This is a genomic window from Acidimicrobiales bacterium (assembly GCA_016716005.1).
Lineage (GTDB): Bacteria > Actinomycetota > Acidimicrobiia > Acidimicrobiales > JADJXE01 > JADJXE01.
Window position 1 is genome coordinate 1,118,538 of the sequence record JADJXE010000001.1, and the last position, 17,379, is coordinate 1,135,916.

At 75.5% G+C, this 17,379-nt stretch carries 18 protein-coding genes; 10 read left to right on the top strand and 8 right to left on the bottom strand.

Going from position 1 to position 17,379, the window contains the following annotated elements:
* The first annotated feature begins 25 nt into the window (after window positions 1-25).
* The 3 genes from ettA to IPM45_05415 all read left to right on the top strand — a co-directional run bounded on the left by ettA (window position 26) and on the right by IPM45_05415 (window position 2,504).
* A complete protein-coding gene (ettA, locus tag IPM45_05405; GenBank protein ID MBK9179000.1) occupies window positions 26-1,792 on the top strand; it encodes an energy-dependent translational throttle protein EttA in 1,767 nt (588 codons plus the stop codon).
* A gap of 14 nt (window positions 1,793-1,806) precedes the next feature.
* Window positions 1,807-2,148, top strand: coding sequence for a hypothetical protein (locus tag IPM45_05410; GenBank protein ID MBK9179001.1), 342 nt, complete (start codon window positions 1,807-1,809; stop codon window positions 2,146-2,148).
* A 116-nt stretch (window positions 2,149-2,264) separates the two neighbouring features.
* Window positions 2,265-2,504 carry a hypothetical protein gene (locus IPM45_05415; protein MBK9179002.1) on the top strand — a complete coding sequence of 80 codons (240 nt, stop codon included), beginning with the start codon at window positions 2,265-2,267 and terminating at the stop codon, window positions 2,502-2,504.
* Window positions 2,505-2,529: 25 nt separating this feature from the next.
* Here IPM45_05415 and IPM45_05420 read toward each other — a convergent pair whose 3' ends face one another.
* From IPM45_05420 to IPM45_05430, 3 genes are read right to left on the bottom strand one after another with little or no spacing between them, the layout of a single operon-like run.
* Complete coding sequence (locus IPM45_05420) at window positions 2,530-3,681, bottom strand: site-2 protease family protein (protein MBK9179003.1); 1,152 nt, start codon at window positions 3,679-3,681, stop codon at window positions 2,530-2,532.
* Window positions 3,682-3,686: 5 nt separating this feature from the next.
* On the bottom strand, window positions 3,687-3,953 hold the full coding sequence (locus tag IPM45_05425; protein ID MBK9179004.1) for a DUF1876 domain-containing protein: 267 nt from the start codon (window positions 3,951-3,953) through the stop codon (window positions 3,687-3,689).
* A gap of 12 nt (window positions 3,954-3,965) precedes the next feature.
* Entirely contained in the window at window positions 3,966-5,267 is a 1,302-nt protein-coding gene (locus IPM45_05430) for a dienelactone hydrolase family protein (protein MBK9179005.1), read from the bottom strand.
* A gap of 137 nt (window positions 5,268-5,404) precedes the next feature.
* Here IPM45_05430 and IPM45_05435 point away from each other — a divergent pair, with 137 nt between their 5' ends.
* The gene (locus tag IPM45_05435) at window positions 5,405-6,172 is read left to right on the top strand and encodes a 3'(2'),5'-bisphosphate nucleotidase CysQ (protein MBK9179006.1); all 768 of its coding nucleotides are present in this window, start codon (window positions 5,405-5,407) and stop codon (window positions 6,170-6,172) included.
* 13 nt (window positions 6,173-6,185) lie between these two features.
* Window positions 6,186-7,034 (top strand): enoyl-CoA hydratase/isomerase family protein, encoded by an 849-nt coding sequence (locus IPM45_05440; GenBank protein MBK9179007.1) that lies wholly within the window; start codon window positions 6,186-6,188, stop codon window positions 7,032-7,034.
* Between the two features lie 11 nt (window positions 7,035-7,045).
* On the opposite strand, the gene IPM45_05445 is transcribed toward IPM45_05440, so the two are convergent.
* Genes IPM45_05445 through IPM45_05455 form a run of 3 tightly spaced genes read right to left on the bottom strand, consistent with a single transcriptional unit; the run spans window position 7,046 to window position 10,265 of the window.
* Window positions 7,046-8,248, bottom strand: coding sequence for a CoA transferase (locus IPM45_05445; GenBank protein MBK9179008.1), 1,203 nt, complete (start codon window positions 8,246-8,248; stop codon window positions 7,046-7,048).
* A 12-nt stretch (window positions 8,249-8,260) separates the two neighbouring features.
* Window positions 8,261-9,973 (bottom strand): phosphoenolpyruvate-utilizing protein, encoded by a 1,713-nt coding sequence (locus IPM45_05450; protein ID MBK9179009.1) that lies wholly within the window; start codon window positions 9,971-9,973, stop codon window positions 8,261-8,263.
* A 34-nt stretch (window positions 9,974-10,007) separates the two neighbouring features.
* Window positions 10,008-10,265, bottom strand: a complete 258-nt coding sequence (locus IPM45_05455) for a hypothetical protein (GenBank protein MBK9179010.1) — start codon at window positions 10,263-10,265, stop codon at window positions 10,008-10,010.
* Window positions 10,266-10,333: 68 nt separating this feature from the next.
* Between IPM45_05455 and IPM45_05460 the strand changes: the two genes are divergently transcribed.
* Complete coding sequence (locus IPM45_05460) at window positions 10,334-12,070, top strand: AarF/ABC1/UbiB kinase family protein (protein MBK9179011.1); 1,737 nt, start codon at window positions 10,334-10,336, stop codon at window positions 12,068-12,070.
* Between the two features lie 8 nt (window positions 12,071-12,078).
* Complete coding sequence (nucS, locus tag IPM45_05465; GenBank protein ID MBK9179012.1) at window positions 12,079-12,738, top strand: endonuclease NucS; 660 nt, start codon at window positions 12,079-12,081, stop codon at window positions 12,736-12,738.
* 33 nt (window positions 12,739-12,771) lie between these two features.
* On the opposite strand, the gene IPM45_05470 is transcribed toward nucS, so the two are convergent.
* Together IPM45_05470 and IPM45_05475 are read right to left on the bottom strand one after the other, a co-directional pair.
* Window positions 12,772-13,632, bottom strand: coding sequence for a MaoC family dehydratase N-terminal domain-containing protein (locus tag IPM45_05470; GenBank protein ID MBK9179013.1), 861 nt, complete (start codon window positions 13,630-13,632; stop codon window positions 12,772-12,774).
* A 14-nt stretch (window positions 13,633-13,646) separates the two neighbouring features.
* Window positions 13,647-14,549 carry an SDR family NAD(P)-dependent oxidoreductase gene (locus tag IPM45_05475; GenBank protein ID MBK9179014.1) on the bottom strand — a complete coding sequence of 301 codons (903 nt, stop codon included), beginning with the start codon at window positions 14,547-14,549 and terminating at the stop codon, window positions 13,647-13,649.
* A 194-nt stretch (window positions 14,550-14,743) separates the two neighbouring features.
* Here IPM45_05475 and IPM45_05480 point away from each other — a divergent pair, with 194 nt between their 5' ends.
* From IPM45_05480 to IPM45_05490, 3 genes are read left to right on the top strand one after another with little or no spacing between them, the layout of a single operon-like run.
* On the top strand, window positions 14,744-15,424 hold the full coding sequence (locus IPM45_05480) for a hypothetical protein (GenBank protein ID MBK9179015.1): 681 nt from the start codon (window positions 14,744-14,746) through the stop codon (window positions 15,422-15,424).
* Window positions 15,421-15,972 carry a hypothetical protein gene (locus IPM45_05485; protein MBK9179016.1) on the top strand — a complete coding sequence of 184 codons (552 nt, stop codon included), beginning with the start codon at window positions 15,421-15,423 and terminating at the stop codon, window positions 15,970-15,972. The genes IPM45_05480 and IPM45_05485 overlap by 4 nt, the downstream gene beginning before the upstream one ends.
* Window positions 15,973-15,982: 10 nt before the next feature.
* Entirely contained in the window at window positions 15,983-17,197 is a 1,215-nt protein-coding gene (locus IPM45_05490; GenBank protein MBK9179017.1) for a geranylgeranyl reductase family protein, read from the top strand.
* Window positions 17,198-17,379 lie beyond the last annotated feature (182 nt).

Genomic DNA, 17,379 nt, shown 5'->3' on the forward strand with positions numbered 1-17,379 from the left:
CACAGCATGCCGGGCGCGCACCCGGATGCCTCGTCGGGAGGGAGCCCGCGCCGACGAGCAGGGTCGGACCCCGGGGTGCGGCCGCGATGGCGGGCCCCTAGCCTCCCCGGGCGTGGCACCCCAGTTCATCTTCACCACGCGCAAGCTCGGCCGGGTGCACCCGCCCGACCGCCAGGTGCTCGCCGACATCAGCCTGTCGTTCTTCCCCGGCGCCAAGATCGGGGTGCTCGGGGCGAACGGTGCCGGCAAGTCGTCGCTCCTGCGGATCATGGCCGGCGAGGACGACGGCTACTCGGGCGAGGCGCGGCTCACACCCGGGTCCACCCGGGGCTTCCTTCCCCAGGAGCCCCGTCTCGACCCGGCCAAGGACGTGCTCGGCAACGTGATGGACGGCGTCGCCCCCGTCCAGCAGCTGCTCGACCGCTACCAGCAGGTCCTGGCCGCGTGGGGCGAGCCCGACGCCGACTACGAGAAGGTCGGCGCGGAGCAGGCCGAGCTCGAGGACCGCATCGACGCGGCCGACGCGTGGAACCTCGAGCGCAACGTCGAGATCGCCATGGATGCGCTGCGGCTCCCCCCGGGCGACGCCGACGTGTCGACGCTGTCCGGTGGCGAGCGGCGACGCGTGGCCCTGTGCCGGCTGCTGCTGGCCCGGCCCGATCTGCTCCTGCTCGACGAGCCCACCAACCACCTGGATGCCGAGTCGGTCGCCTGGCTGGAGCGCTTCCTGCAGGAGTACGCCGGGACCGTGGTGGCCGTCACCCACGACCGCTACTTCCTCGACAACGTGGCCGGCTGGATCCTGGAGCTCGACCGGGGACGGGGCATCCCCTTCGAGGGCAACTACTCCTCGTGGCTGGAGCAGAAGCAGGCGCGCCTGGCCCGCGAGGAGAAGCAGTCGTCGGCGAGGCAGCGCACCCTCCAGCGCGAGCTCGAGTGGGTGCGCATGGCGCCCAAGGCCCGCCAGGCCAAGGGCAGGGCCCGGCTGAGCGCGTACGAGAAGCTCCTGGCCGAGGCCCAGGCCGACCGCGGCCCCGGTGACCGGCTGGAGATCTCGATCGCCGCCGGGCCGCGCCTCGGGGACCTGGTGATCGAGGCCGAGCACCTCCGGAAGGGCTTCGGCGACCGGCTGCTGATCGAGGATCTGTCGTTCTCCCTCCCGCCCGCAGGGATCGTGGGGGTGATCGGCCCGAACGGGGCCGGCAAGACCACGCTGTTCCGGATGCTCACCGGGCAGGAGCCGCCCGACGGTGGCGAGCTGCGGGTCGGTCCCACCGTCGAGCTGGCCTGCGTCGACCAGAGCCGCGACACCCTCGACGCCTCGGCGACCGTCTACGAGGAGATCACGGGCGGCACCGACGAGATCAAGGTGGGCAACCGCGTGGTCAACGGCCGGGCCTACGTCGCCTCGTTCAACTTCAAGGGCGCCGACCAGCAGAAGAAGGTCGGGGAGCTGTCGGGCGGCGAGCGCAACCGCGTCCACCTGGCCAAGGTGCTGCGCACCGGCGGCAACGTCCTGCTGCTCGACGAGCCGACCAACGACCTCGACGTCGACACCCTGCGCGCCCTCGAGGACGCGCTGGAGGCCTTCGCCGGCTGCGCGGTCGTGATCAGCCACGACCGCTGGTTCCTCGACCGCGTGGCCACCCACGTGATGGCGTTCGAGGGCGACTCGCAGGTGCGCTGGTTCGAGGGCAACTTCACCGAGTACGAGGCCCTGCGCCACAAGGAGCTGGGGGCCGAGGCCGACCAGCCCCACCGGATCCGCTACAAGCCCCTGGCCCGGGGCTGACGGCGGCCACGACCATGACGGCCCGGGTCGTCCGGTGGGTGGTGGTCACCGTCTGCGCGGTGGGCGTCGTCGGCATGATCGTGGCCTCGATCGCCGACGTCACCGGGGCGGTGGCCACCTTCGGCCTCGTCACCGCGGCCGCGGTCATCAGCCTGATGGTCGTCACCGCGGTGGCCGGTCCGGCCGCCTTCGAGCGCCCGCCGGCGGATCGAGCCGCTCACGCCGAGGACGACGGCGAGCTCGTCGCGGCGAGGGTCGAGGACCGGATCCAGGCCCTCGTGGCCGCGGGGGCCGACGAGCGGGCCGTGCGCGAGCTGGTCGGCGACGCCGTGCGGCTGGGTCGGACCCGGCGCTGACCCCGCGCGCCTGCACCATCGCGCGCCGGTGCCGTTCGGCCCTTTCGGTTCGGTCGTCCGTCACAAACGGGCCGGGTTGCCTTACAAACCGACGTTCGAGCCCCGATACTGGACCCGTGGCAACACGCAAGGTCCGCAAGCCCACCTTCGGCTCGCGCGCCGTCGAACGCATCGTCGAAGCGGGCACGTCGGCGACCTGCGCCGCGTGCGGCGATCCCGTGAAGTTCTCGGCGCGCGACAAGCGCCGCCAAGTGATCTGCAACGTGTACATCGACGGGAAGTGGGACCGCGTCGAGCACTACCACGCGGAGTGCTACCGGACGGCCGGCCAGCCGTACGGCACGGCCGCGGCCTGACGCGGCAACCGTCGGTTCGAGGCGGTCACGCGGCCGTGTCCGCGCGCCCGCCCGGCCCCGTCAGGGCACCCAGCTCCAGGGCTCGGCTGACGTCGGTGGGGGTCACGATCCCGACCAGGTGACCGTGGTCGAGCACGAGCAGACGCCGATCGGGGCTGGTCGCCAGGGCGGGGAGCACCGCCAGCAGGGCGTCGCCCGGCGCGGCCGTGGCCACCTGCCCGAGGGGTCGGGCCACGCTGCGAACCAGCGTGCACGGCCAGGCGTCGCCCGGCACCTGCTGGAGCTGCGACCGGGTGACGAGACCGACGACCGAGCCGTCGGCGTCACGCACCGGGTACGTCGACCAGGGATGCTCCGCCACGTGGTGGCGGACCAGCTCGTCGACCGTGACCCAGGCCGGGACCGCCACCGGGTGGGGGCTCATGACGTCGCCGACCCGCACGCCCGCCAACCGCCGGCGCACGTCCACGCCCGACACCTCGGCCCTGGCCGCGTCGAGGAGGAACCACCCGAGCAGCACGAACCACACACCACCCACCAGAACGCCGGCCGCCACCCCGAGCAGCCCGAGCCCGATGAGCACGGCGCCGGTCGCGATGCCTGCGCCGGCCGACGCGGCCGTGGCCCGGCGCTGGTCGCCCCACCGCCGCCAGAGGATCGCCCGGAGCACCCGCCCGCCGTCGAGCGGCAGGGCCGGCAGCAGGTTGAACAGGCCCAGCACCAGGTTGATCGTGGCGAGCCACGCGACCAGGACGGTGACCAGCCCGGGCGCCTCCACCGCGCTGAGCAGCAGCCACAGGACGCCCCCGGCCGCGGCCAGCCCGATGCTCGTGGCCGGGCCCACGACCGCCACGCGCAGCTCGATGGCGGGCGTGGCGGGCTCACCGCCCAAGCGGGACACCCCGCCGAGGAGCCAGAGGGTGATCCCCTCGACGGGGAGCCCCTCGCGACGGGCCACGACCGCATGGGCGAGCTCGTGTGCCAGCAGGCCGGCGAAGAAGGCGACCACCGCCACCAGGCCGGCGAGCCAGTAGAGCGCCGCCGGCTCCCCCGGGTGCGCGGCCGGGAGCTCGCCCGCCGCCAGGCCCAGCCAGAGCAGGCCGAAGACCACGAGGAGGCTCCAGTGCACCCCGACGGGGATGCCGAACACCCGGCCCAGGCGGACGCTCTCGCGCATGGCCCCTACTCGTGCAGCCGGACGGGGCGACCCTCGACCTCTTCGATCCGGCGGGCGGCGTCGTCGAGGAGCTTGTGGGCCATGTCGCTCAGCGAGCGGGCCACGGCGAGCTCGTCACCGACCCGCGGCATGTCCGGGTCGATGGGGTTCCGGCGGGCGCGGCCCCAGCCGCCGTAGGTCGTCTCGCCCACCAGCAGGTGCGCGGTGGCGTCGGTGCTCTCCTCGTCCTCCACCAGCGTGATCGTCACGGTCCAGGTCTTGGGCTCTCGCATGCGTGCTCCTTGTCATCTCGGCCGGAGGTGCTCGACCAGGAAGTCGCCCGCGAGGCGGGCCACCTCCTCGAGCGCCCCGGGCTCCTCGAAGAGGTGCCCGGCACCGGGCACCACGGCCACCTCCACCGGCCCGCCCAGGCGCTCGGCCGCAGCCCGGTTGAGGTCGAGCACCACACGGTCGGCGCCACCCACCACCAGCAGGACCGGTTGCCGCACGGCCGCCAGCGCCTCGCCCGCCAGGTCGGGACGGCCTCCGCGCGAGACCACCGCGGCCACCCCCGCCAGGAGCGGTGCCGCCACCAGGGCGGCGGCTGCACCCGTGCTCGCGCCGAACAGCCCGACGGGCAGCCCCGCGGCGTCGTGGCGCGTGCCCGCCCACCTGACGACGTCGACGAGCCGCCGGGCCAGGAGCGAGACGTCGAAGACGTTGGCCCGGTCGACGGCTTCGGCCGGCGTGAGCAGGTCGAACAGCAGCGTCCCGAGCCCCCGCTCGCGCAGCGCGGCCGCCACCGCCTGGTTGCGGGGGCTGCGCCGGCTGCTCCCGCTGCCGTGCACGAACACCACCAGCCCGGCGGCGCCCGCCGGGACGACGAGCTCGGCGGTGAGCGTCGCCCCCTGCACCGCGACGAGGTGCACCGGCGCGGCCTCGAGGAGCGACACGACCTCGTCGTCCGACGTCTGGCCGAAGTGGTCGTACCACTGCCCCACGGCGCTGAAGGCCTCCGGCCGGACGGGGCAGACGAGCTGGTCGACGTCGGCCGCCAACGCCGCAGCCGTGTCGGGCGGCGCGACCGGCACGGCCAGCACCAGCCGACGCGGGTGCCGCGCCCGCACCACCTGGCAGGCGGCCCGGGCGGTGGCCCCGGTGGCCAGGCCGTCGTCGACCACGACCACGTCGTGCCCGGCGACCTCGACCCCGGGGCGGGCCGGGCGGTAGCGGCGCACCCGCTCGTCCACGCGCTGCGCCTCGCGGGCGGCGAGCCGATCCAGCGACGAGGGGTCGAGCCGGAGGGCCCGCACCAGGTCGTCGTTCCAGACCGCCACACCACCCTCGCCCACCGCGCCGATCGCCAGCTCGGGCTGCGACGGGGCGCCCACCTTCCGCACCACCACCACGTCGAGGGGCGCGTGGAGGGCGGCGGCCACCTCGGCGGCCACCACCACGCCGCCCCGGGGCAGACCGAGCACGACGGGGTCGCGGAAGCCCCGCTCGGCCAGCTCGACGGCCAGGAACCGGCCCGCCTCCCGCCGATCGCGGAAGCGGTGCGGCGTGACCGAGCGCCACCTCCCCCAACCCTCGCCACGGGCAGGCACGCCAGGCACCTCCTCGGCGGCGTCCCACGACGCCCACCTCGACCGTACGGCGATCAAGCCCCTCGGGGAAGGGCCCGAGGTCCCGCGTCGCGGGGGCCCGGTCGAGGGTGGGGCGGTCTCCGTGCCACCCTGGGGGGATGACGCCTGCCGAGGTCGAGGACGACCACCGGCTCGCGGCCCGTCTGGCCGACGAGGCCGGGCGGCTGCTGGTGGATCTGCGGGCCGACCTGCTCGGCGCCGGCGCCCACCCCTGGGCGGTCCGCGACGAGGGCGACTGGCGGGCGAACGAGCTGCTGATCAGCGGGCTGGCGGCCGCCCGGCCGGCGGACCGGATCCTGTCCGAGGAGGGCGCGCCCCACCGCCACCGCAGCGGCGCGCCCGACGAGCGGGTCTGGATCATCGACCCCCTCGATGGCACCAACGAGTACGGCGAGCCCGGCCGGATCGACTGGGCGGTGCACGTCGCCCTGGTGGTGGGCGACGCGCCCGTGGCCGCCGCGGTGGCCCTGCCGGCGGTGGGCCTCACCCACGCCACCGAACCCGCGCCGCCACCTCCCCCGCCCCTCGACGGCCGGCGCCCCCGGGTGGTGGTGAGCCGCAGCCGGGCGCCGTACGCGGCCCTGGCCATCGCCGAGGCCCTCGGTGCCGACCTGGTGCGGCTGGGCTCGGCGGGCGCCAAGGCGATGGCTGTCGTGACCGGCGACGTCGACGTGTACGCCCACGCCGGGGGGCAGTACGAGTGGGACTCGGCCGCCCCGACCGCGGTGGCGCGCGCCGCCGGGCTCCACGTGAGCCGCCTCGACGGCTCGTCGCTGCGCTACAACCGGGCCGACCCGTGGCTGCCCGACCTGCTCATCTGCCGTCCCGAGCTGGCGGCGGCCGCCCTGGCCGCGGCCGGCCGCTGAGCCGCGAGGGGCCGTGGAGCGCAAGGTCGTCCGCTACGAGGTCACCGAGGGCGTCGCCCTCGTCACCCTCGACCGACCGGAGCGGCTGAACGCCTGGACCGGGCGGATGCACGCCGAGTACCGGTGGTGCCTGGCCCAGGCCGACCGCGACGCCGACGTGCGCGTGGTGGTGGTCACCGGCGCCGGCCGGGGGTTCTGCGCCGGGGCCGACTCGGCCGCGCTCGAGAAGCACGCCGAGGCCGGCCGCTACGACCCGGGCATGGGTGACGACGCCGCCCGGCCCGGCTACGGCGTCCGCCCCGAGTTCGACCACGACTTCGCCTGGCACTTCGGTCTGTCGGTGCCCGTCATCGCGGCGGTCAACGGCCCCGCCGCCGGTGTGGGCTTCGTGCTCGCCTGCTTCTGCGACCTGCGGTTCGCGGCGGCCGGAGCCAAGCTCACGACCTCGGCCGGCCGGTTGAACCTCCCCGCCGAGTACGGGCTGTCGTGGGTCCTGCCCCGCCTCGTCGGGATCGGGCACGCCGCCGACCTGCTGCTCTCGAGCCGGGTGGTCCTCGCCGAGGAGGCCGCCGCGATGGGCCTGGTGAACCGGGTGGTGCCGCCGGCCGAGCTGCTGCCCGCCGCCCTGGCGTACGCCCGCCGGATGGCCGCCGAGGTGGCGCCGGCCTCGCTGGCCGAGGCCAAGCGCCAGCTCTACGTCGACCTGCACGGCGACGTGGGCGCCGCCGTCGAGCGCTCGAAGCGGCTGCTCGACGCCATGGTCACCGAGCCCGACTACCGGGAGGGCGTGGCCGCCCTGCTCCAGCGGCGCCCCCCGAGGTTCGGACCGGCCGGGCCCCGCCCGCCCTGGCCACCCGACTGAGCCCGGCGGGATCAGCCCAGCGCGCCGGACCGCCGCAGCGCGTCCAGGCCCGCGTCGTCGTACCCGACCTGCCGCAGCACCTCCTCGGTCGCTGCGCCGAGGGCCGGCACCGGGCCGCTGGGGCCCGTGTCGACGCCCCGGAACGAGACCGGCGAGGCCACCGCCGACACCGCTCGCCCGTCCCTGTCGGCCGGAGGGATCTCGACGAACGCACCGGCGGCCAGCGCCTGGGGGTCGCGCACCACCTCCTCGGCCGTCTGCACGGGCGCCCACCACACGTCGTTGGCGTCGAAGCGCTCGACCCACTCGCCCCTGGTCCGCCCGGCGAAGGCGCGGTCGAGCTCGGCGATCAGGGCCGGGGCGTTCTTGCGGCGGGCCCGGGCGTCGGCGAAGCGCGGGTCCGCGGCCAGGTCGGGCCGGTCGACGGCCGCGACCACGCCCGGCCAGTGGCGATCGGCCTCCAGGCCCAGCAGCCAGAACCACCGGCCGTCGCCGGCCCGGTAGGAGTTGACCAGCGGCGCCGCGGCCTCGGTGCGGGGCAGGGTGGGCGCGAGCTTGCCGTAGCGGAGCTGGATGCCGAGGTCCCAACCCAGGCACCAGATCCCGGTGCGGAGCAGCGACGTCTCCACCACCCGCCCGGTGCCGGTGCGGGTCCGGTCGAGCAGCGCGGCGAGGATGCCGGCCACCGTGGTGATCCCGGTGACGTGGTCGCCGAACCCGCTCCGGATCCCCGGGGGATCCTCGCCCTCGGGGACGAGGGTGCGGGCGATGCCGGTGCGCGCCCAGAACGCCCCCACGTCGTAGCCGGCCCGATCCCGGTCGGGGCCGGCCGGGCCGTAGCCGCTCACCGCGGCGTAGACCAGCCGGGGGTGACGGGACCCGACCGCCTCCGGGCCGAGCCCGAGCCGCTCCAGCGCCGCCGGGCGGAGGTTGGTGAGGAACACGTCGGCGCCACCGAGGAGCCGGTCGAGCGCCTGGCGCGCCTCGGGCACGGCGAGGTCGAGGACCACCGACCGCTTGCCCCGGTTGTCGAGATCGAAGGGCGGGGACCCAGCCAGGCTGCCCCCACCGAGCGCCCCGAACAGCTCCCGCATGGGGTCGCCGGCCGGGGGCTCGACCTTCACCACGTCGGCACCCCAGTCGGCCAGGACCCCGCCGGCCGACGGGCCGGCCACCCACACGGCCAGCTCGACGACGCTGATCCCCTGCAGCACGAGACCGGTCGCCTAGAGCACCGTGACCGTGCCGTTGGTGCCGTCGACCCGCACCCACGCCCCGTCCGGGATGGTGCGGGTGGCCGCTGTGGCCGACACGACGCAGGGGATGCCCAGCTCGCGGCTCACGATCACCGCATGGCTCACCAGCGCGCCGACGTCGACCACCACGGCCGCGGCCGGCACGAACAGCGGCGTCCACGCCGGATCGGTGAGGGGCGCCACCAACACGTCGCCGGGCTCGAGCGCCGACGGGTCGGCCGGATCCAGCACCACCCGGGCCCGGCCCTCGGCCACGCCCGGGCAGCCGGCCATGCCCTGGATCGTGCCCCCGGCGGCCAGCGGGGGGAGCACCGACGCCGAGCGCCGCTGCCACCGCGTCAGGGGGGGCACCACGCCGTTGACGATGAAGGGCGGCTCGAGGTCGAACAGCTCGAGGTACTGCCGCTCGCGGTCGGCCACCGTGGCCGTGAGCGCCCCTGCGCCGGCCACGAACTCGTCGACCTCGGCGTCGAGCAGCATGCAGATCTGCTGCGGGCTCGCCAGGTAGCCGGCCTGATGGGCCCGCCGGCCGAGCTCCCACACCGCCATCCGCACCTCGTGGATGACCTTGATGATCGTGGTCTTGGCCCGCTCGCGCCCGGCCAGGAACAGGTGGGAGGAGCGGAGTGCGGCCTCGAACTGGGCCGCCGCCTCGGGCACACCGGCCAGGGCGGCGCGCACGCCCTCGGTGGCCTGCTCTCGATCGATCACCAGCCGGTCGTGGCGGGCCTGGGGCGACTCGACGTCGGGGGCCAGGCGCATGCGGTCGATGGCCGCGAGGGCCAGCTCCGGCCTGGTCTCCCAGGTGTGCGAGCGGATGTCCCATTCGTTCGGGCCGCGCGACCCGAACCGCTCCAGGAAGGAGTCGAACGAGGAGAGGAAGGCGCCGGCCTCCGCGGTGCCGAGGGCCGCGATGCGGGCGGGCAGGGCGTCGATCCCCTCGTCGAAGGTGGCTCCCAGCTCCGGGGACGACGCCACCTTGCGCCCGAGGTCCCACATCGTCCACGAGGGAGCGGCCGAGTCGACATCGCCGATCCCGGCCACCAGGCGCACCGGCAGGGTGGGATCGCCGACGGCGGCGGCGACCGCGGCCAGCGCCCCCGGACCGATCGAGGCCGCCGCCGTCACCCTGAGGTGCCGCTCGAAGAGGCGCCGCACCAACGGCACGAACCCACGGGCCCGCTGCACCAGCTCGACGTCGGTGAGGCGGGCCAGGTCGGGGCGCTCGATCCGCGCCCGATCGCCCTGGCTGCGGTCGTCGCGCAGCTCCGGCAGGTCGTCGGCGGTCAGGACCCACGCCAGGGTCTCGGCCACGCGGGCCGTCGCCTCGGGCTTCTCGTCGTCCGGACGGGGCACGTAGGGCGGCACGTCGGGGTGGTCGCCGAAGTACGTGGCGTCGATGAGCTCGGGGCTCATGCCCGGGGCCCGCACGCCGAACACCCTGGCCGTCGACGCGTCGATGTACAGGTAGCCGCCGAACGAGCCGACCACCTCCGGGTGGACCTCGTCGAGCTCGTCGGGGTCGAAGGTCCCGAAGGAGATGTTGGCGTCGCGCCAGCCCAGCAGCACACCGGGCTCCCACACCAACGTCCAGCCGAGCGGGCTCGCCGGCTCGGGGAGCACCTCGCCGGCGTTGGCCCGGGTGTAGACGGGGAACCGCGGGCTGGGCTCCCAATCGGTGATCCAACGGTCGGGCAGGGTCACGGGATCCTCCAGGTCAGGCGATGGTCACGGTGCCGTTGGTCCCGTCGACGGTGACGGTGGCCCCGTCGGCGATGCGGCGGGTGGCGTCGGTGACGGAGACGACGCACGGGATGCCGAGCGCGCGGCTCACGATCACGGCGCTCGCGGTGACCGAGCTCGCGGTGACCGATCTCGCGGTGACCGGCTCCGGGTCGAACCCGCCGATGTCCCCCCGCGTGGAGATCGGGTACCGCTCGCTCGGTGGGTTGTCGCAGATCCACCCCTGGGGCATGGTCACCTCCCCTGCGCCCACCGTCCGGCACCCCCGCAGCCGGGGCCGCGGGCACAGTAGCGGGGGAGATGCCCCGGTGCCGCCCGGCCGCGGTGGGGTCCCGCCCGGTTCCCGGTACCGTCCAGCCGGTGCGACAATCGCCCGATGCGCCGCCTGGTTCCGGCCCCGGCCCCGGCCCCGGTAGCGCCGCGGCCGTGACCGCCCCGACCGACGTCACCTGGGGAGCCTTCTCCGACGAGCCGCCCTGGGTCCTCGACCGCGACGGCCTCACCTGGCGGCGCGGTCTCGATCAGGTGCGCGCCGCCACCCGGGGCGAGGTCCCCGAGCTGACGCGACCCCGCCGCCTGCCACCGGGCCTGCGGGTCGTGCGGGTTGCCGCCGACCTGGGCGGTGCCGTCGCGGCATGGTGGGCCATCGACCGCCGCCACGGGCGCGACGCCTCGCGAGCCGGGGTGTCGCGGCGCCTCCGCCGGGCGGCCGAGCGCCTCGGCCCCACCTACATCAAGCTGGGGCAGATCATCTCGTCCGGCGAGGGGCTCTTCCCGGAGGAGCTGGTCGCCGAGTTCCGGCTGTGCCGCGACCAGGTTCCGGCCGAGCCCTTCTCCGTCGTCCGGTCGCTGGTCGAGGCCGACCTGGCCCGGCCGCTCGAGGCGGTGTTCTCGAGCTTCAACCCCACCCCGCTGGCCGCGGCCTCGATCGCCCAGGTGCACGAGGCCGTCCTCCGCACCGACATCGCCGACGGCGCCGGCCGCGACGTGGTCGTGAAGGTGCAGCGCCCCGACATCGGCCGCACCGTGCGCGCCGACCTGCGGGCCATGTCGTGGGTGGCCCCGTTCCTCGTCGGCCGCATCCCGATCGCCGCCCTGGCGAACCCGCCGGCGCTGGTCGAGGTGTTCGCGGAGACCATCGTCGAGGAGCTCGACTTCCGACTCGAGGCCGAGAACATGCTCGACCTGGCCGCGGTGCTCGCCGAGCTGGGCCAGCGGGGGTACGTGATCCCCCGGCCCCACCCGCAGCTGGTCACGCGGCGGGTGCTGGTGATGGAGCGCCTCGACGGCTTCGCCTTCGACGACGTGGCCGGCATGCGAGAGGCCGGCGTCGACACCGCTGCCGTGGTCCGCACCGGGATGGTCGCCTTCCTGGAGGGCGCCCTGCTCTACGGGGTCTTCCACGGTGACCTCCACGGCGGGAACCTGTTCGTGCGGCCGGACGGACGCACCGCGCTGCTCGACTTCGGGATCACCGGTCGGCTGGACGAGCCCCGCCGGCTCGCCTTCCTGCGCCTGCTGGTGGGCGGCACGGTGAACGACGTCTCGGGCCAGCTCGCGGCGCTCCGCGACCTGGGGGCGCTGCCGGCCGACACCGACCTCGACGCGGTCATCCGCGACCTGCGCCTCGACCAGGCCTCGGTCGACCCCACCACCCTCACCCCCGAGGAGCTGGTCTCCGAGATCCAGCGCACCGTGAAGGCCCTGCTCGGCTACGGCGCCCGGATGCCCAAGGAGCTCATGCTCTTCGTCAAGAACATGGTCTTCCTCGACGGTGCCATCGCCACCCTCGCCCCCGAGATCGACCTGTTCGCCGAGATCGCCGAGATCTCGACGCACTTCGCCACGACCCACGCCGACCGGCTGGCGCGCGACATCGGGGTGGAGGTCGACGCCACCGCCATCGACCTGTCGGGCATGAAGGCCAGCTTCGGCGTCGACCCGTCGACCGAGCGGCTCACGTACCGGGAGCTGCAGGCTCGCCGGGACCTCATCAACAGGCGCCTGCGCGAGCACGGCCGCACCCTCAGGACCTGAGGGCCCGGGTGCGCCTGCTGATCGCCGACTGCTCGGTCGACTACGAGGGTCGCCTCACCGCCCACCTGCCGCGGGCCGTCCGGCTCATCATGGTGAAGGCCGACGGATGCGTCGCCGTGCACGCCGACGGCGGCGCCTACAAGCCGCTGAACTGGATGAACGCACCCAACCACCTCGAGCAGGACGACGGGCGGTGGACCGTCACCAACCCGAGGGGCGAGCGCCTCGTCATCACCCTCCACGAGGTCCTGACCGACTCGAGCCACCACCTGGGCGCCGACCCCGGCCTCCGCAAGGACGGCGTTGAGGCGCACCTGCAGGAGCTGCTCGCCGAGCGGCCCGAGGTGATGGGTCCGGGCGTCACCCTGGTGCGCCGCGAGTACCCCACCGACATCGGCCCGGTCGACCTGCTGTGCGTCGACGCCGACGGCACGACCGTCGCCGTCGAGGTGAAGCGGCGGGGGGAGATCGACGGCGTCGAGCAGCTCACCCGCTACGTGGAGCGGCTCCGCCTCGATCCCCGCCTGGAACCGGTGCGGGGTGTGTTCGTGGCCCAGGTCATCACGCCCCAGGCGCGGGTGCTGGCCGGCGAGCGGGGCCTCCGCTGCGTGCAGGTCGACTACGACGAGCTGCGGGGGGTCGACCGGGGCGACCTGCGCCTCTTCTAGCGGCACCGGCCGCCCCGGCCCGGCCCGGCCGGATCAGGCGAAGGTGCAGCGGCCCTGGTCGATCACCGTGAGGTCGACGGCACCCAGGTGCCCGGTGCGCGACGTGGTGAACACGGCCTCGCCGTCGCCGGTGCGCCAGATGCGGACGGTGAGGCTGTCGCCGGGGAACACCGGCGACGAGAAGCGCCCCTCCATGCTGCGGAACCGCGCCGGGTCGCTGTCACACAGCGTGTGCAGCAGCGCCCGGCCCGTGAACCCGTACGAGCACAGCCCGTGGAGGATCGGGCGGTCGAAGCCGCCCAGGGCGGAGAAGGCCGGGTCGGAGTGCAGCGGGTTGCGATCGCCGGACAGCCGGTAGATGAGGGCCTGATCGGGGCTGGTCTGGTAGCCGACGACGTCGTCGGGCTCCCGGTCGGGGGGCTCGTTGACCGGGCCGGACGGGCCACGGTCGCCGCCCCAGCCGCCCTCGCCGCGGATGAAGGCCGACGACCGGCTGGTGAACAGCGGCTCGCCGGTGGACACGAGCGTCGACGTCGTCTCCGACACGACGAGGGCCCCCTTGCCCTTGTCGTGGACCCCGACGATCTCGGCCACGTTGCGCACCGTGCCGTCGACCGGGATCTCCCGGTGCAGGGTGATGGCCTGCTGCCCGTGGACCAGCATGGCCGGGTTGAACGAGCCGACCTTGGCGAACACGCCGCCGGTGCCGAAGCCGAGCACCACGGCCATGGTGGGCAGCACCCGCTGCGGCGTGTCGGTGGTGTTCTCGGTGGTGAAGGCCAGCTCCCCGGTGCCGGCACCGACGCCGACGGCGTAGAGGAGGGCGTCCTTCGAGGTCCAGGTGTACTCGACGGGGTCGGACCGGGCGCCGACCGCTTCAGGGTTGATGGGCAAGGGGAGCTCCTCCTTCAGTCGAGGTCGTTGCCGTCCATGCCGGCGTTCTTGCGGGCGGACGCCAGCAGCCGCTCGACGATGGGCCCAAGCACGGTGGGGTCGTCGACGGGCTCGGTGGTGGGGCCGCGGTGCCAGCCCTCGGCGACCGCGAGCACCACGCCGGACGCCTCGAACACCCGGCCGGTGACCGAGGCCGACTCGGAGCTGGCCAGCCAGGTCACGATGGGGGCGATCCAACGGGGCGACATCTGCTCGCGCTGTTCGTCGCCGCCCTGGCCCATCCCGAGCCCCTCGGTCATGCGGGTGAGGGCGGCGGGGGCGACCGCGTTCACCGTGACGCCGTAGCGCTTCAGCTCGCGGGCGGCGATGACCGTGAAGGCCGCGATGCCGGCCTTGGCCGCCCCGTAGTTGGTCTGGCCGGGGTTGCCGTAGATGCCCGAGACCGACGTGGTGTTGATGATGCGGCCGTCGTTGGCCTCGCCGGCCTTGGCCCGCTCACGCCAGTACGCGGCGGCCCAGCGCGAGGGGCCGAAGGTGCCCTTGAGGTGCACCTTCATCACCGCGTCCCACTCGTCCTCGGTCATGTTGGTCAGCATCCGGTCGCGGAGGATGCCGGCGTTGTTCACCACCACGTCGAGGCCCCCGAAGGTCTCGACGGCCTGGTTGATCAGCCGCTGGGCGCCCTCCCAGTCGGAGACGTCGTCGCCGTTCACCACCGCCGCGCCGCCCATGGCGACGATCTCGTCGACGACGTCCTGGGCGGGCCCGCTCGACCGGCCGGACCCGTCCATCTCGCCGCCGAGGTCGTTCACCACGACCTTGGCGCCCTGCCGGGCCAGGGAGAGGGCGTGCTCCCGCCCGATCCCCCGACCGGCCCCGGTGACGATCGCGACCCGGCCCTCGCAGATGCCGTTCATCGGCTGCTCCCCCCCGCCGGCCCCCCGTGGGCCGGAACCGCCGCTCATCATGGCACCGGACCGCGGCCCCGGCCGGCGCCCGCTCCCGGCCCGGGAAGGTGACACACCCCCTCGTCAGAGTGACGGTCGGAGGTCGGCGGCAGACCCCGGGCAGGCCCCGGGGATGCCGACGGGCCGTGAGAGAGGAGGGGCCCGTGGACGACGAGACCCGCACCACGCTGGCGGGCATCATGGCGTGGATGGCGACGGGCGACCAGGCCGCGGCCGTGGCCCTGCACGAGCAGTTCGGCACCGCCATCCGGGCCGCGGTGCGGCGGGCCGCCACCCGCCAGGGGGCCCGCCTGGCCGCCGACGAGGTCGACGCCCTGGCCCTCGAGCTCTGCCTCGACCTGGTCCCCCGGGCCCCGTCGTGGGATCCGGGCGGTGCGCTCCCCTGGGTCTGGGCCGGCCGGCTGGTCGGGGCGCTCGTCGCCCGCGAGGTGGGCACCTACGGCGTCGAGCTCGACGTCGATCGGCTCCCCGACGCAGCCGAGCCCGCGGCCTGGCGCGACCGCGACGGCGACGCCCTCGAGCAGCTCCAGCGCCTGGCCGCCGGCGGTGGCCGGGCGGTGGGGCTCCTCGCCGAGGCCCTGCGCCTGGTGGCCAGCCGGCGCGACGCCGAGCTGGTGCTCCGCTACCGCATGCAGGAGCGCCAGGGCGATCCGTCGCCCTCGCACACCGTGGCTCGCGAGCTCGGCATGCGGCCCCCGGCCGTGCGCAAGGCGGTGTCCCGGGTGCGGGCCCGCCTCGTCGCGCTCAGCCGCTCCGACCACCGGTTCGCCGATCTGGCCGACCTCCCGCTGCTCGGCCCGGCCGCCGGGGTGCGGGCGGCATGAGCGCCCTGAGGGCGGTGGCGCCGGCCCAGGCGGCTCGGGCGGCGAGCGGGGGCGACACCGCGGTGCGCGTCCTCACCGCACGCCTGTCCGCCTCCGGGCACGACTGGCCGGCCTTCGCCGCCACCCTGGTCGCGAGCAGGGGGCGGCTCCGGGTGGATCGCGCCGGGCTGGCTGCCCTCCTCGGCTGCGGGGTCGGGCTCGTCGACGGGCTCGAGGACGGCCGGACCCACCCGGCGCTCGCGCCCAGCTCCCTGTGCAGCGTCGTCCCCGGCGCCGACTGGTTCGCACTGGCCGCGGCCGCGGCACGCGCCGCCGACCCGTGGGCCGGGCGGCGCGCCCCTCCTCCGGGCACGCTCGGAGCCGAGCTCGTCCGGCGCGGGGTCGTGGCCGGGCCCAGCGTCGGCCGCCACCCCAGCGCCGGGCGCCACCCCAGCGCGCACCGCCCCGAGGTGCTCCGCCTCCCGGGCTCCGACGATCCGACCCCGGCCGCGTCCGGGCCCAGCGCGCGCGACCGGCGCGCCTTGGAGGACCCCTCCCCTCGCTCCTAGCCTCGACGGCGTGCTGACCGCCGACGTGGCCGTCGTCGGCGGTGGCCCCGCCGGGGCCGCCGCCGCCATCACGCTCGCCCGCGCCGGGCGCCACGTCGTGCTGGTGGACCGGGCCCGGTTCCCCCGCGACAAGTGCTGTGGCGACGGCCTCACGGTGGCCGCCCTGCGCCTGCTCGAACAGCTGGGGCTCGACCCCGGGATGATCCCGTCGTGGACGCCGATCGCCGAGGCCTGCATCCGGGCGCCGTCCGGGCGGATCGCGGCCTTCCCGCTCCCCCGCGACCTCGGCCTGTTCGCGGCCGTGGCCCCCCGGATCGAGCTGGACGCGGCCCTGCTCGACCTGGCCCGGGGCGAGGGCGTCAAGGTCGCCGACGGCCACGCCCTCACTGCCGCCCGGGTCGAGCCCGACCGGATCGTGCTCGAGGTCGCGGGGCTCGGTGCGGTCGGGGCGCGCTACGCAGTCGGCGCCGACGGCATCTGGTCGCCGCTGCGGCGTGCGCTCGGCGCCGGCGTCGAGGGCTACCGCGGCGAGTGGCACGCCTTCCGGCAGTACGTCACGAACACCGGCCCCGAGGCTCGCCGCCTCTGGGTCTGGTACGAGCCCGACCTCCTGCCCGGCTTCGCGTGGTCGTTCCCGCTCCCCGACGGGCGGGCCAACGTGGGCTTCGGCATCCAGCGGGGCGGGCGCTGGCGCACCCGCGACATGGCCGCCCTCTGGCCCGATCTGTTGGGCCGCGCCCACGTGCGGGCGGTGCTCGGAGCCGACGCCGTCCTCGACGGCACGCACAAGGCGTGGCCCATCCCGGCCCGCGTCGAGGGCGTCCCCCTCACCGCCGCCGGGGGGAGGGCGCTGTTCGTCGGCGACGCCGCCGCCGCCACCGACCCGCTCACCGGCGAGGGCATCGGCCAGGCTCTCCTCACCGGCGCGCTGGCCGCCCGGGCCATCGCGGAGGCCGGGGCCCTGCGCCCGGCGCGGGCGGCCGCCACCTACGAGGGGCGAGTCCGGGGCGCGCTCGCCGCCGACCACCGCCTGTCGACCGTGGTGGTGCGCCTGCTGGCCCATCGGCGCGGAGCCGAGGGCGCGATCCGGCTCGCCGCGCTCACGCCGTGGACGCGACGCCGCTTCGCTCGCTGGCTGTTCGAAGACGAGCCGCGCGCCCTCGCGGTCACCCCGTCGCGCTGGCACCGCCACGTTCTCCGAGGACCCGGCGCCTACCGGCGCTGACCGGCTGCCCACCGGTTCTGCGACGTTCACGCCGACGACATCGACCCGAAACGTCCGGACCGTACGCTGCAGCCGTCGGTCGGCTCGACGTGTGGGACGTCCGGCCGCCGGCAGGGGCGCACCCCCGCCCGGTCCCTCTCCCCCCGGGAACCGGGCGGGGGTGCGCAGCCGCCTCGCTAGCA

What these genes read in the sequence shown, in the direction of transcription:
- ettA (MBK9179000.1), top strand. Translation starts at nt 26, where the DNA reads ATGCCTCGTCGGGAGGGAGCCCGCGCCGACGAGCAGGGTCGGACCCCG.
- IPM45_05410 (MBK9179001.1), top strand. Translation starts at nt 1,807, where the DNA reads ATGACGGCCCGGGTCGTCCGGTGGGTGGTGGTCACCGTCTGCGCGGTG.
- IPM45_05420 (MBK9179003.1), bottom strand. Translation starts at nt 3,681, where the DNA reads ATGCGCGAGAGCGTCCGCCTGGGCCGGGTGTTCGGCATCCCCGTCGGG.
- IPM45_05425 (MBK9179004.1), bottom strand. Translation starts at nt 3,953, where the DNA reads ATGCGAGAGCCCAAGACCTGGACCGTGACGATCACGCTGGTGGAGGAC.
- IPM45_05435 (MBK9179006.1), top strand. Translation starts at nt 5,405, where the DNA reads ATGACGCCTGCCGAGGTCGAGGACGACCACCGGCTCGCGGCCCGTCTG.
- IPM45_05455 (MBK9179010.1), bottom strand. Translation starts at nt 10,265, where the DNA reads ATGCCCCAGGGGTGGATCTGCGACAACCCACCGAGCGAGCGGTACCCG.
- IPM45_05460 (MBK9179011.1), top strand. Translation starts at nt 10,334, where the DNA reads ATGCCCCGGTGCCGCCCGGCCGCGGTGGGGTCCCGCCCGGTTCCCGGT.
- IPM45_05475 (MBK9179014.1), bottom strand. Translation starts at nt 14,549, where the DNA reads ATGAACGGCATCTGCGAGGGCCGGGTCGCGATCGTCACCGGGGCCGGT.
- IPM45_05485 (MBK9179016.1), top strand. Translation starts at nt 15,421, where the DNA reads ATGAGCGCCCTGAGGGCGGTGGCGCCGGCCCAGGCGGCTCGGGCGGCG.